Here is a 13,015-nt window from a genome sequence, read left to right as displayed (position 1 = left end):
TCGATTATGGATATCAGCGAGATCCGGCCTGGCATGAGTTGCCAGACCCGGGAGGGCCTCGCCTATGTGCTGGAGGTCGACAGACAGAACCAGCTGGTGTTGCTCCAGCGCGAAGCGGAAACCATCCCGGTGCAGGTGCGCAGCGACGAGATCCTCTCCCTCGGCTAGCACCTCGGCTAGAAGGGAAGCAGAAACAGCAGCTCGGCCAGGTCGGGCTGCCACTGCCACTCCTGCATCCTGACCCGCCCCTTGATCACCGGCACCCCCTCCTGTTGCAGGCGCCCCGTCTGCTCATCAAACCCCGTTGAGCCCCTTGGCAGAGAGATCTTTCCACCGGCCCCCAGCACCCTGTGCCAGGGCAGCACCTTGTCAGTCTCGCGCAGCACCTTGCCCACCAGACGGGCGCGGCCCGGCAGGCCGGCGAGATCCGCCACCTGGCCATAGCTGACCACCTTGCCCTCTGGTATCAGCGCCAGGATGGCTTCTATCCTGGCCTGCTTGTTCTGTCCGGTTTGCGTTTCCCTCATGGCTGTTGCTATCCCGTCACGACAAAAGCGCCATTGTGGCGCCTTTGTCGTTGGGCGGGCAAGTTCGAAAAAGGCGCTGTCTCGACAGCGCCCTTGCTGCGGGCGGGCAGATTCAGCCGAAGGTCTGGCTCAGCCCCTTGAGCTGGCTGGCCTGGTTGAACAGGGCCTGACTCACGGTATCGACCTCGCGCATCTTGTGGCTGTTGTGCTGCGAGTGGGCCGAGATGGCCTGGATGTTGCGTCCCATCTCCTCCACCCCGGCCTGCTGCTGCTCGGCGGCGGCGGCAATCTGGGCGCCGTAGGCGCTGACCTGATCCATCTGGGCGAGCACCTGCTGCAGGCTGCAGGAACCCTGGCGGGTTAGCTCGGCGCAGCTCTGGGTCTGGTGCAGGTTGCTCTGCATCATGGTCTGCCACTGGCTCAGGGTCTGCTGGATCTGGCCTATGCTGCCCTGGATCTGCTCGGTCGCCTTGTGGGTGCGGGTGGAGAGGGTGCGCACCTCGTCGGCCACCACGGCGAAGCCGCGGCCCTGCTCGCCGGCCCGGGCCGCCTCGATGGCGGCGTTGAGGGCCAGCAGGTTGGTCTGATCGGCGATCCCCTGGATCTCGCTCATCAGGGTGCCGATGCGCGCCGACTCCTCGGCCAGGCTGACCGCGGTCTGATAGGCCTGCTCGGCCTGGCCGGTGAGGGCGGTGATCTGGCGTTCGGTCTGGGTCAGCTGATCATCGGTCTGCAGGCAGCGGCTGCGCACTTCATCGACCTGACCATGGGACTCCTGGATGTTGCGGGCTATCTCCTGGGCCGTGCTGGCCATCTGGGTCATGGCCGTCGCCATCTGCTGGGTCTGGGCATCCTGTTCGCCGATGGCGGTGCAGGCCTGGTTCGAGGCGAGCTTGAGCTCGCCGGCCAGCCGTTGCAGGGGGTCGGTGGCATCACTGACCCGACCAAGCACAGTGGTGAGCCGCGCCTCGCCCATCTTGAGGTGAAAATCGGCGATGGCCGCCGCCCCGCTGCCCGAGTAGACCTGGCGGGTCAGGCTGTCGTAGTCCTGGTGCAGCCGTTGCAGGTAGTGGCGAGTGCCGATGAGCTCGTCCCGGTAGAGCAGGCCAAGCAGCAGCAGGGGTAGGGGCATCAGCAGGGCGGCCTTGGCTCCGGCCAGCTGCCAGGCGAGGGCCAGCAGGGCGGCGAGCCCCGCCACGGCGAGCCAGGGACGCAGGGTGGTGAAGGCGGGAAGGGCCGATCCCTGGCCTTGCTCGGCCTGGCGCAGGGTCCGGTAGATGGTGCTGGCCCGCTGGATCAGCGCCGGGGTGGGCTTGCAGCGCACCGACTGGTAGCCGCTGATCTTGCCGTCCCGGTAGAGGGGGGTGACATAGGCATCGACCCAGTAGTAGCGGCCATCCTTGCAGCGGTTCTTGACCACGCCGCGCCACGGCTTGCCATCCTTGAGCTGTCGCCACAGATCGGCGAAGGCGGCCTTGGGCATGTCGGGGTGGCGCACCAGGTTGTGATGCTGTCCGACGAGCTCGTCGCGCCCATACCCGGCCACCTCGCAGAAATGGCGATTGGCGTAGGTGATCACCCCACTCAGGTCCGTGATGGAGACGAGCTGGACCGAGGCGGGGAAGAGCACCTCCTGATCATGCTGGGGGATCTGCGGGTGGGACATGGGTGAACTCCTTTCATGTGGGGCGAACGCTGTCACGGATATCGGCTTCGATTGGAATATGTTAACGATTGTTTGCACGAGATGTGACGGTGGGCCGGATAAAGTGTATCCAGATGGCACGTTAAAAGCCGCGCGGAGTGTATGTCTTTTGCTGCAAAAAAGTAAACAGGAGGCTGGAGGCAGGATAAAAAAAGGCGGCCGCGCAGACCGCCAAAGAGAGTGACAACATTACCTTTGTGGCGTGCGGTAGCGCACCTGCTGCTGGTCGAGGATCGCCAGCTGACCGGGCAGGCGGGCGCAGAAGTGCCCCCAGTCCTTGTCACCTGGCAGGCTCCAGGCGACTTCCGCCGTGGCCAGCATGCGTGGGAACAGCATATAGTCGAGGCGGTCACGGGTGTGTACCAGCTCGGACCACAGGGGGCTCAGCACCCCCAGGATGTTATCGTTGGCATGGAAATCGGCCGGAGCGGGATCGCAGGAGTAGACCTGCTCCAGGTTGGGGGTGCCGGCCCAGTAGAGTCCCGGCTCCTCTATGTTTTCGCTGCACGCCAGATCCAGGTAGAGATACTGGGCGGCGGCCATCAGCACGGGGTAGCCCGCCGCCGCGGCATCCAGCCCCGCCTGGAAGCTGGTCCAGGCACAGATGATGGCCTCCTGGCTCACCTTGTCCCCCTGCAATATCTCCTCCCAGCCCACCATACGGCGCCCCTTGGCGGCCAGATAGCCCTGGCAGTGGCGCAGCAGGTGCCCCTGCAACTCGCGAATGTCCTGGTAACCTTGCTGCACCATCAGCCGTTGGCAGGCGGGGCTGTCGGTCCAGACCCCGTGGGGCACCTCGTCCCCCCCCATGTGGATCAAGGGGCTCGGGAACAGTTCGCACACCTCGTCCATCACGCGCTCGAGGAAGTGATAGGTGCCGGGCAGCGCCGGGTTGAGCACGTTGTCGTCGAAATATTGCACCGACAGGTAGCGGGAGTGATCCTCAGGCTCGATGAGCAGCTCGGGCAGCGCCTTGATGGCGGCGTGGCAGTGGCCGGGAATGTCGATCTCCGGGATCACCTCTATGCCGAGGCTGGCGGCGTATGCCACCAGCTCGCGGGCCTCGGCCTGGCTGTAGCAACCGCCGTAGCGCGCGGCGCCGCCGCTGAGCTGGGGACCGATGGCCAGACCATGGCCCCGCCAGGCGCCCACCTCGGTCAGGGTCGGGAAGGCCTTGATCTCCAGGCGCCAGCCCTCGTCATCGGTCAGGTGCCAGTGGAAGCGGTTGAACTTGTAGAGGCTCATCTGGCGGAGCAGGCGCTTGAGGCTCGCCATCGGCTGGAAGTGGCGACCGCAGTCCAGGTGAATGACCCGCAGGCCAAAGCGGGGGGCATCCTCGACCTCGATGCAGGGCAGGCTCTCCCCGTGCTGCAGATACCACTGGGCCAGGCTCACCAGGCCGTGGCGCCAGCCGGCGACATCCCCGGCCGCTATCTCTATGCCCTGGGGCCGGATCAGCAGCCGGTAGCCTTCGGCGGGCAGCTCGCCCTGCACCAGGCTTATCTCGGCGTCATGGTCCTGCTCCAGGGCGAGGGAGGTCAGATCGTTGAAGTGGCCAAGCAGAGCCGCGAGGTTGCCCGGCCCCCTGACGTGGGCCCGCTCGGCGAGGCGAAAGTTGCCCTCGAGGCGCACCAGGCGCCGGGGCTGCGGCACTATGCCGTGCTCGGTCTCCACCTCGGCCAGCTCCTTGCCGGCGGGGGCGGGGGAGTCCAGACCCAGCTCCTGGCCCGCTATGGTGACCGGCATGATCTGGGCTCCCTCCCTGGATTCGGGCAGGCTGAGAAAGAAGCCCTGGGGCAGGTCGGTGAGGCGCTTGAACGCCGTCTTGCGACAGCAGAGGGCAAGCTCCCTGCTCCCCGGGTGGGGCGCTATCACCTTGTAGCTGCCGCTCTGGTGGATGAGCTCTCCCCCCTCCAGGCTGCTGGCATCGATGTGACGGCCGAGGCAGAAGTGCAGCTGCCATGGTTCGCTTGGTACCCTGTCCAGGGTCAACAGGATCCAGACATCCTCCTCATCGCGGCGCTGGACGGCAATGGTGATCAAGGGTGTAGACATGGCAGTTCCTTCTGTTTTGCAAAGAGGATGGCGCCCTCCAGGGCGTCCGCCTGCGGGGTGACAAGGGGAAGGTGGCCCAGGCGCGGTCGCAGCCGCTCCCCGATGCCACCGAGCAGCGCGACCCGACTGGCGCCTTGTGCCAGCATGCCGCGGATCAGGGTGTCGAGCTGGGCCTGGGTCTGGGCCAGCAGCTCGAGGGCGAGGGGATCCTCGTCCTTCGCCGCCTCGAACACCCAGGGGGCGAAGCGGCCGTAATCGGCCGGGATCGCCCGGGCCGCCCAGCGCACCACCTCGGCCTGATCCCGCTTGAAGTGATCCAGCAGGCGCACCGCCAGCAGGCTGGGGGGCAGGATGCCGTCATGGCAGAGCAGGGATTGCTGGATGGCCCTTAGCCCCAGCCAGGCGCCGCTGCCCAGATCCGAGATGGGGAAGCCGCGCCCGGAACAGGTGCGGATAAGGCCCCCCTGGAACAGGAGCCCGACCGAGCCGGTACCGGCGATGAGGATGGCCCCCTCGCCGCCGCCGAAGGCCCCCAGACAGGCACCGAACGCATCCGATGTGAGCCGGGTCTCGGCGAAGGGCAGGGGCTGGGCCAGGAAGTCGCGATAGCAGGTGTACAGCTCGGCGGAGGCGATGGCGAGGCCAGCGCTCATCCGGCCCATGGCGGACGCCGGCAGCCCGGCGGCCGCCATGGCGGCGTGCACCGCCGCCAGCACCTGGCGCTGGGCCACGTCTATGCCCAGCTCCAGATTGGAGCCACTGGCGCGTCCCTCGCCGAGCAGCGCACCACTGCGATCCCGGATGCGGGCTCGGGTATGGGTGCCGCCGCCATCGACGCCGACCCAGTAGGCGATGGCCTGATCCCGGTTATCCATGACGGACCCCCTGCCAGCTGATGGCCAGGGCAAACCAGGCGCCGTGGGGGATCCACTGCTCCCCCCAGCGCCAGTTCTGATCCAGCCTGTCCTTATACTCTGCCGGGATGAAGGCGACATCGGCCTCATCCTCGAATCCCGAGGTGATGCCGTTGCAGATGCCGCCTGGGGCATTGGGATAGCCGGCGGTGTAGGCGGGGTTCTTGATGCCGTGGCCCATCAGCATGCAGGCGTCGAAGGGGTTGCGCCCCAGGATCCAGTCCAGCTGATGCTGGCCGTGGGCCTGCAGGGGGGCGGCGATATCCGGCAGCCGTTGTGCGGCGGCGAAGGCGGCGGCGGCCAGGGAGGCGAGCCGGGCGTTCTCCCCCTGCCACCAGTAGCCGGACTCGTTGTGGTGGGGCATGAAGAAGCTGATACGCGCCTCTTCGCCGACCCCCTTCACATACTGGCGGGCGAGGGCGAAGGGGTTGTGCGGGCGGGCGGTCAGGGCCAGCTCGGCCAGCAGGGCCTGGCGCACGACGCGTTCGACCCCGGCGATGCGATCGGAGTCCGTCTCCAGGGCCAGGTATTCGAGCAGGGCCAGCACCGGCAGGCCGGCCTCGGCGGCGTGGTAGTAGGGGCGAGAGCCGTCGTCGTTGGCCGACCAGTAGTGGCCGAGCTCCCCGTGGGGGCGCAGCCGGGCGCAGAGTCGCCCGGCCCAGTGGCGTGCCTCGGCCAGCCACTCGTCCCCGCCGCCGTGGGTCGGCTCGACCGCGGCCTGGGGTGGCTGGTCGTCTGCCCCCCTGGCCATGAAGGTGTGACCCAGTTCCACCGCGGCCAGCAGGGCGCAGTAGTCGTCGATGATGTTCTCTACCCCGTCGTCCAGATAGGCGAGGTTGTGCTCGCGCAGGTGCAGGTAGCCGCGCCTGGCCGCCTCGCCATAGTGATGCTGGTCGAAATCACCGCAGCTGCCCGCCCGGGCGGCGCGGGCCAGGGCGGCGATGGCCATGCCGCCCCCCTGGCGAAAACCCGCCTGCCAGCTGGCGGACTTGATCCCCTGCTGGGTGGCATAGGCGCACAGCTCGCGCTGCGCGGGATCCTTGCTCCACTTGTCAAACAGCGTCATGTAGAAGAAGCCGCTCTCATCTTGCATGCGGCAGAGGAAATCGGCGCCGTGGAGTCCCTCATCCTCGAGGCGCTTGCAGAGGTTCAGGCTGTCGATGTCGCTTGCCCCGGCCAGCAGCGCCCGGCTCTTGAGCAGGCTCCACACCACCAGGGGGGTCTGCTGGGGATTGAGATAGTTGGCGTAGGAGAGGTGGCTCAGGTATTTGCTGACGTCGCCGCTGGCGTCATACCAGCCGCCGTGCACGTCGCGGCGCCCATCCTGACCAAACAGGGGGGCGGCCCGGTCCGCCTTGTCATACTGACCGCTGCAACGCTGACCCTTGAAGTAGTGGATGACATCGGACAGGCAGCGCTGGACCAGCAGCCGCTCGCCGAGGTGAAAGCGCGCCGAGCGCACTATGCCATGGGCGGTGATCACCTCGAGCCGGTAGTCTCCCTCCTGGCGCAGGGAGCCGAAGTCGATGCACCAGAAGGCGCGATCCCGCCAGCCGGGCACCCTGATCTCCTCTGTGAGCGGCGCCTCGAACAGGGCGGGGCCACCGGTCAGGGGCAGCAGCCGGGCCAGCCCCTCCTGCACCTGGCCGGGCCGGGTCTGCAGCAGGGCTATCTTGGGGCCCGAACACTCGTAACCCACCTGATTGACAAGCAGTTCCATCGATACCTCTATCGTCGGGGAAAAGGGGGGCATGACGGAGCCCCCGGGAGTCTGGCGCGGGCGGCCGGGCCGCCCGCCACCCTTATTCGTGCAGGTAGCAGCGCACGAAGTGGTTGTCGGCGAGCCGGGTGACCGGCGGCATGGCCTCCTTGCAGCGGGCCATGGCCTGGAGGCAGCGCCCGGCGAAGGGGCAGCCGAGGGATTCCGGGGTCCAGAGCGGGATCTCCCCCTTGCGCCCCCCCTCCAGCTCGGCGTGGATGCTCTTCTCGGGGTCGGGCACCGCCGAGATGAGCAGCTGGGTGTAGGGGTGCTGGGGGTGGTGCAGTATCTCGTCCACCTCGCCCCATTCGACCATGTGGCCCACGTACATCACCGCCAGATCCTCGGCCACGTAGCGGGCGGTGGCGATGTCGTGGGTGATGTAGAGCATGGAGACCCCGAGTTCATCCTTCATCTGCTCCATCAGGTTGAGGATGCCGATGCGAATGGAGACGTCGAGCATGGAGGTAGGCTCGTCCGCCAGCACCACCTCGGCCTCCACCGCCAGGTTGCGGGCGATGTTGACCCGCTGGCGCTGGCCGCCGGAGAGCTGGTGCGGGTACTTGGCGGCGGTGGCCTTGGCCGGGGTCAGCCCCACCTTTTCAAGGAGACCATGGACCATGTCCGGCAGATCCCGCTTGTCCAGCACCTTGCTGTGCAGCAGCAGGGGGCGGGCGATGTGGTGATAGATGGTGTGGGTCGGGTTGAGCGAACCGAACGGATCCTGCCACACCATCTGCACGCTCTGGCGGTAGTCCAGCAGGGCGGTGCCCTTGTTGAACTCCTCCAGATCCCGGCCGCGATAGAGGATGCGGCCGCTGGAGAGCTTGTACATCTTGGCGATGATCTTGGCGATGGTGCTCTTGCCCGAGCCCGACTCCCCCACCACAGCCAGGGCGCGGCCCCGGTGCAGGTTGAAGGTGATGTCGGACAGCGCCCGCATCTTGCCACTCTTGATGGCGTTGGAGTTGACCGCGAAGTCCTTGTAGAGGTGCTCGACCTGGATGATGGGAGCCTGGGTATCGGCGATGTGCATGGAAGACTCCTTAACAGCCAGCGGCCTTGGCGAAGATGAGAGGGTCGGATGCCTGCTCGTCGCCGAGGCCATCGGCATAGAGGTGGCAGGCGGTCTGCTGGCCGGGACGGATCTCGGCCAGGGCGGTGTACTCCTGGCGGCAACGGTCGTGCACCTTGGCGCAGCGGGCCTGGAAGCGGCAGCCCACCGGCACCTCCAGCAGGTTGAGCGGGGTGCCCGGGATCCCCTCCAGCACGGTTTTCGGGCCGTGCAGGGGCGGGAAGGAGTTGCCCAGCCCCCGGGTGTAGGGGTGCAGGGGCGCGGTCAGGATCGCCTTGGACGGCGCCACCTCCACCAGCTCCCCTGCGTACATGATGCCGATGCGATCGCAGAACTCGACCATGAGGGAGAGGTCATGGGTGATGAAGAGGATGGAGAAGTTGAACTTCTCTTTCAGGGCATAGACCTTCTGCAATATCTCCCGCTGCACCACCACGTCCAGCGCCGTGGTGGGCTCGTCCATGATGAGCAGCTCGGGGTTGAGGGCCATGGCGATGGCGATCACCAGCCGCTGGCGCATGCCGCCGGAGAACTGGTGCGGGTAATCCTTGAGCCGGCTCGGGTGGATGTCGACGATGGCGAGCAGCTCCTGGGCGCGCTTGATCGCCTCGTAGCGGGTCAGGCCGGGATTGTGGGCTTGCAGCACGTCGCAGAACTGCTCCTCCATGCGCAGCACCGGGTTCAAGGCATTCATGGCGGACTGGAACACCACGCTCGCCTGGCGCCAGCGGTAGCTGCGCAGCCGCTCGTCGTCGAAGGCGAGGATGTTCTCTCCCTTGAACAGGATCTCGCCGCCGCTGATGTAGGCGGGCGGCTTGTGCAGCCGGGCCACCGAGAAGGCGACCGTGGACTTGCCGCAGCCGGACTCGCCGGCGAGGCCGAATACTTCGCCGGGGGCGATGTCAAAGCTGACCGAATTGACGGCGCGCACGTCGCCGTTCTCCGTGATGTAGTCGACGCATAGCTTGCGTACCGACAGCAGGGGTTGCTGCTTCATGCTGTCTTCTCCTGAACGTTGATCTGGGCCGGGGCTGAGAGTTTCTTCCAGCGATTCAAACCCTTGTGGGAACGCAGTTGCGGGTTGGCGATTTCGTCGATGGCGAAGTTGAGCATGGCCAGGCCTGCGCCCAGGGTGGCGATGGCGAAGCAGGGGGCCAGAATTTCCCACCAGGCGCCCACCAGGATGGCGCTGGAGGTCTGGGCGTTGTAGAGCATGATGCCCCAGCTCACCACTGTGGGGTCGCCCAGGCCCAGGAACTCCAGGGTCGCCTCGGTGACGATGGCGTAGATGATGGAGCCGATGAAGCTCACGCCGATGATAGAGATGAGGTTGGGCAGTATCTCCACCAGTATGATGCGCCAGGCCGGCTCCCCCAGCACCTCGGCGGCGATGACGAACTCTTTCTCCCGCAGGGCCAGGGTCTGGGCGCGGATGACCCGGGCGCCATAGGCCCAGGAGGTCAGCCCTATGATGAGGGCGATCACCAGGGGGGAGGCTTCGCCGATGAAGCTGGCCAGCACCAGCAGCAGAGGGAGCCCGGGGATCACCAGCATGACGTTCATCAGGAAGGTGAGGCACTCGTCGATGAGGCCGCCGAAGTAGCCGGCGGTGATGCCGATGCTGATGGCCAGGACGCAGACCAGCAGGCCGGCCCCGAACCCCACCATGAGGGAGATGCGGGCGCCGTTGGTGAACTGGGCCCAGATGTCGTGTCCCATGCGGGTGCTGCCCATCACGTATTCGGCGCTGGGGGGCTGGTGGGGGCGAGCGACCCGCTTGGTGGGCTCGTTGCTGGCGAGCAGGGGGGCAAACAGCGCCATCAACACGAAGGAGACGACGATGGCGAGACCGAAGGCGGCCTTCTTGTTGCCCAGCAGGATCTTGAGGATGGTAGGCATACGCATCTTATTTACCTCCGGTACGCAGACGGGGATCCAGGAAGACGTAGAGCATGTCGGCCAGGAAGTTGAAACTGAGCATGGTGATGGTCATGATGAGCAGCTGCCCCTGGATGAGGGGGTAGTCGCGCGCCAGTATGCCCTGATAGAGGGTCAGGCCCAGGCCCGGGTAGTTGAAGATCACCTCTGTGATGAGGGAGCCGCCGATGACGAAGCCGAGCGCCATGGAGAGGGCGGTGACGCTGGGCAGGATGGCGTTGCGGGCGCCGTAGTTGAAGATGACCCGGTTGCTGGAGAGCCCCTTGGCCTTGGCCATGGTGATGTAATCCTCCCCCAGCAGGTTGATCATGTTGTTGCGCATGGTGATGAGGAAGCCGCCAATCTGGACGATGGCCAGGGTGCCCACCGGCATGATGGCGTGCAGCATGATGCTCTTGATGTGCTCCCAGCCGTAATCGGCAGTGATCTCCGGGCTGTAGGCGTAGCCGATGGGCAGCCACTCCAGGCTCACGCCGAACAGGAAGAGGGCGAGCAGGGAGACCACCACGGGGGGGATGGCCTGCATCACCAGGGTGAGGGGGGAGAGGATGCTGTCCATGCGACCGCCCCGGTACCAGGCGGCGAAGATGCCGACGATGGATCCGAGCGAAAAGCTGATGATGGTGGAGGTGCCCACCAGGAACAGGGTCCAGCCGATGGCGCGACCGAGCACGTCGGCAACCTGCTGCGGGTAGTAACGCACCGAGGTGCCGAGATCCCAGGTGAAGACACTCTTCACATAGGTGAGAAATTGAGCGCCAATCGGGCCATCCACAAAGCCGAAGGTGGCCTTGAGTGCCTCGAGGGCGGCGGGTTCCATCATGGCGCCGGCCCGGGCAAACATGACGGAGACGGGGTCCCCCGGCATGGCTCTGGGTAGCAGGAAGTTAATGGTGGCGGCCACCAGGAAGGCGACCAGATAGAAGGAGAAGCGTCTTAGTATAAATCCCATGATGATACCTTTTACTGCAAGCCTGCCCCGCGCCGGGCATAGCTACCCCAACCCCGGCAGATCCGGGCAATGGGTGGGCGACGGGGAAGAAGGCCCCCCGCAGGGGGCCGAGGTGGTTAGCTGTTCGGCTTGAGGGAGAGCACGTGCAGCAGACGCTCAGGGGTGTCCGGGTGGACCTGGGGCTTGGCGACCGGGTTGTCGGCGCTGAACCAGCCATTGAAGCGCTTGGTGCTGTACTCATACCAGGTCGGGTTGTTGAAGACCGGGATGATGGTCTGGTTAGCACCTACCTTTTCCTGGATGGCGAACATGATCTCCTTCTGCTTGGCCGCATCGGCGGTCTGGGTGAAGTCGTCGATCAGCTTGTCGAGCTCGGGATCCTTGTAGCGGTTGGCCGCGAAGCGGTTGCCACGCTCGCCCATGTTGCGCGAGTGGAAGGCGGTCTCGAAGTACTTGTGCGGGTTGGCACCGGCAAAGTAGCCCTGCAGGGCGACGTCGAAGTCACCCGTGACCAGGGCTTCGGTCCAGACGGTGGCTTCCGGGGTGGAGGTCTTGGCGTTCAGACCCAGGGCCTGCAGGCCTTCCACGCCGATCTGGACTGTGTTGACCCAGTCGGTCCAGCCGTTCGGTACCAGCACCTTGAACTCGATCTTCTTGCAGCTCGGGGTATCGAGGAACTTGTCGCCGTCACAGTCCTTGTAGCCAGCCTGCTTGAGCAGCGCCTTGGCACCCTCGATGTCGAACTTGCTGAACTTGCCGTATTTCTTCTCGACGTCCGGGTTGTCCCAGGAGGCGAATGCCTTGCCCAGACCTGACGGATAGTCGTTGACCGTGGGGTAGCCGTAGCCGGCGATGTCCACCATGGACTGTCTGTCCATGGCCATGGAGAAGGCGCGGCGGAAGTTCACGTCATTGAAGGCTTCCTTGTTGCCCGGATCCTTGCTCTGGAAGTTGACGTTGAAGGCGACCGTGCCGGAGGCGGGGAACCAGTACTTGTTGTTCTTGGGATCGTTGCCGACGTAGAGACGCTCGATATCCGGCACGAAGGAGCCGAACCAGTCCACATCCCCCTTCATGACGGCGGCCAGTACCTGGTCGTTGGTGGCCATCTGCGGCATGCGGATACAGTCGATGGCCAGGTTGGCGTTGTCCCAGTAGTGAGGGTTGCGGCACTGGGTGTAGAGCTGGGCGGAGAAGTTGTCCACTTCGGTGAAGGGACCTGTGCCGACCGGCTTGTCGTTGGTGAAGGCGACCGGGTCTTTCACCGCTTTCCACTGATGCTCGGGCACGATGGGCACCAGCACCAGGTCATTGACCACGTTGGTGTTCACTTCGGCCAGATCGAACCTGATCTTGTGCTCACCCAGCTTCTCGATGCCCTTGATCTGGGTCCAGATGGAGCGTTCGTCCAGGGCCTTGTTGGCCTTGACCAGGTTGAAGGAGTAGATGACGTCATCGGCGGTGAAGGCTTCACCATCGGACCACTTGACCCCGTCGCGCAGGTCGAAGGTGACCGATTTCAGGTCATCGGCGAACGCATAGTTGGTGGCCAGACGGAACACCGGCTTACCGCCCTGCATGTCGTTGAAGATCACCAGGGGCTCATAGATGAAGTGACGGGTGGTGTGCAGCAGGCCCGCCTGCAGGAAGGGGTTGAAGTTCTTGACCCAGGCGGTCTCCTGTTGGGCGACCAGGGTCAATACAGTCTTGTCGGCGGCCATGGCGCTGCTGGTGGCACCAGCGATCATCAGGGTTCCCAGCATGACTGAGGTGGCTATTTTGGATACTTTGGCAAGCATATTTTTTCCTTTCTTATTGGTCTTCCATGTTTTGGAATGGAGCACCGGATCCCATGCTTGGATACCGGCCCTCGATGTTGGTCAGGTTTTTCACCCTTGTCGTTATCTCATCCAACGTCCCTAGCAAAGCAGAGTTAACAGAAGAACAACAAGTGCTGATTTCGTCGATTTCGTAAAAACTGAATAGTCGTCGTCATTCTCGTCAAAATGTTTTTTAAATCCTTTTAAATTATAGAGTTATATTTATTCACGCCAAGCATCAAGTGGTGCGGAAAACCCGACGCCTGCCGA

General features: G+C 64.9%; 11 protein-coding genes. 1 reads left to right on the top strand and 10 read right to left on the bottom strand.

Features of this window, described 5'->3' with window-relative positions; translation table 11 throughout:
* The first annotated feature begins 6 nt into the window (after nucleotides 1-6).
* On the top strand, nucleotides 7-168 hold the full coding sequence (locus ACEUCR_RS05470; protein WP_167335482.1) for a hypothetical protein: 162 nt from the start codon (nucleotides 7-9) through the stop codon (nucleotides 166-168).
* An 8-nt stretch (nucleotides 169-176) separates the two neighbouring features.
* On the opposite strand, the gene ACEUCR_RS05465 is transcribed toward ACEUCR_RS05470, so the two are convergent.
* From ACEUCR_RS05465 to ACEUCR_RS05420, 10 genes are all read right to left on the bottom strand, one after another.
* On the bottom strand, nucleotides 177-527 hold the full coding sequence (locus tag ACEUCR_RS05465; RefSeq protein ID WP_392443241.1) for an MGMT family protein: 351 nt from the start codon (nucleotides 525-527) through the stop codon (nucleotides 177-179).
* Between the two features lie 112 nt (nucleotides 528-639).
* Nucleotides 640-2,193 carry a methyl-accepting chemotaxis protein gene (locus ACEUCR_RS05460; RefSeq protein WP_408788631.1) on the bottom strand — a complete coding sequence of 518 codons (1,554 nt, stop codon included), beginning with the start codon at nucleotides 2,191-2,193 and terminating at the stop codon, nucleotides 640-642.
* Nucleotides 2,194-2,421: 228 nt separating this feature from the next.
* The gene (locus ACEUCR_RS05455) at nucleotides 2,422-4,287 is read right to left on the bottom strand and encodes a beta-N-acetylhexosaminidase (protein ID WP_408788628.1); all 1,866 of its coding nucleotides are present in this window, start codon (nucleotides 4,285-4,287) and stop codon (nucleotides 2,422-2,424) included.
* A complete protein-coding gene (locus ACEUCR_RS05450; RefSeq protein ID WP_111874873.1) occupies nucleotides 4,272-5,162 on the bottom strand; it encodes a BadF/BadG/BcrA/BcrD ATPase family protein in 891 nt (296 codons plus the stop codon). Before ACEUCR_RS05450 ends, ACEUCR_RS05455 begins: the two co-directional genes overlap by 16 nt.
* Nucleotides 5,155-6,921 (bottom strand): glycoside hydrolase family 9 protein, encoded by a 1,767-nt coding sequence (locus ACEUCR_RS05445; protein ID WP_408788625.1) that lies wholly within the window; start codon nucleotides 6,919-6,921, stop codon nucleotides 5,155-5,157. The genes ACEUCR_RS05450 and ACEUCR_RS05445 overlap by 8 nt, the downstream gene beginning before the upstream one ends.
* A gap of 82 nt (nucleotides 6,922-7,003) precedes the next feature.
* Complete coding sequence (locus ACEUCR_RS05440; protein ID WP_111874871.1) at nucleotides 7,004-7,996, bottom strand: ABC transporter ATP-binding protein; 993 nt, start codon at nucleotides 7,994-7,996, stop codon at nucleotides 7,004-7,006.
* Between the two features lie 10 nt (nucleotides 7,997-8,006).
* Nucleotides 8,007-9,032, bottom strand: coding sequence for an ABC transporter ATP-binding protein (locus tag ACEUCR_RS05435; protein WP_408788622.1), 1,026 nt, complete (start codon nucleotides 9,030-9,032; stop codon nucleotides 8,007-8,009).
* Nucleotides 9,029-9,940 (bottom strand): ABC transporter permease, encoded by a 912-nt coding sequence (locus tag ACEUCR_RS05430; RefSeq protein WP_041999792.1) that lies wholly within the window; start codon nucleotides 9,938-9,940, stop codon nucleotides 9,029-9,031. The genes ACEUCR_RS05435 and ACEUCR_RS05430 overlap by 4 nt, the downstream gene beginning before the upstream one ends.
* A 1-nt stretch (nucleotide 9,941) precedes the next feature.
* Nucleotides 9,942-10,925, bottom strand: coding sequence for an ABC transporter permease (locus ACEUCR_RS05425; protein ID WP_041999795.1), 984 nt, complete (start codon nucleotides 10,923-10,925; stop codon nucleotides 9,942-9,944).
* Nucleotides 10,926-11,041: 116 nt separating this feature from the next.
* The gene (locus tag ACEUCR_RS05420) at nucleotides 11,042-12,724 is read right to left on the bottom strand and encodes an ABC transporter substrate-binding protein (RefSeq protein WP_041999800.1); all 1,683 of its coding nucleotides are present in this window, start codon (nucleotides 12,722-12,724) and stop codon (nucleotides 11,042-11,044) included.
* Nucleotides 12,725-13,015 lie beyond the last annotated feature (291 nt).

The sequence above is a fragment of the Aeromonas bivalvium genome, assembly GCF_046078285.1.
Classification (GTDB): domain Bacteria; phylum Pseudomonadota; class Gammaproteobacteria; order Enterobacterales; family Aeromonadaceae; genus Aeromonas; species Aeromonas bivalvium.
This window is presented reverse-complemented; position numbering and strand designations above follow the sequence as displayed.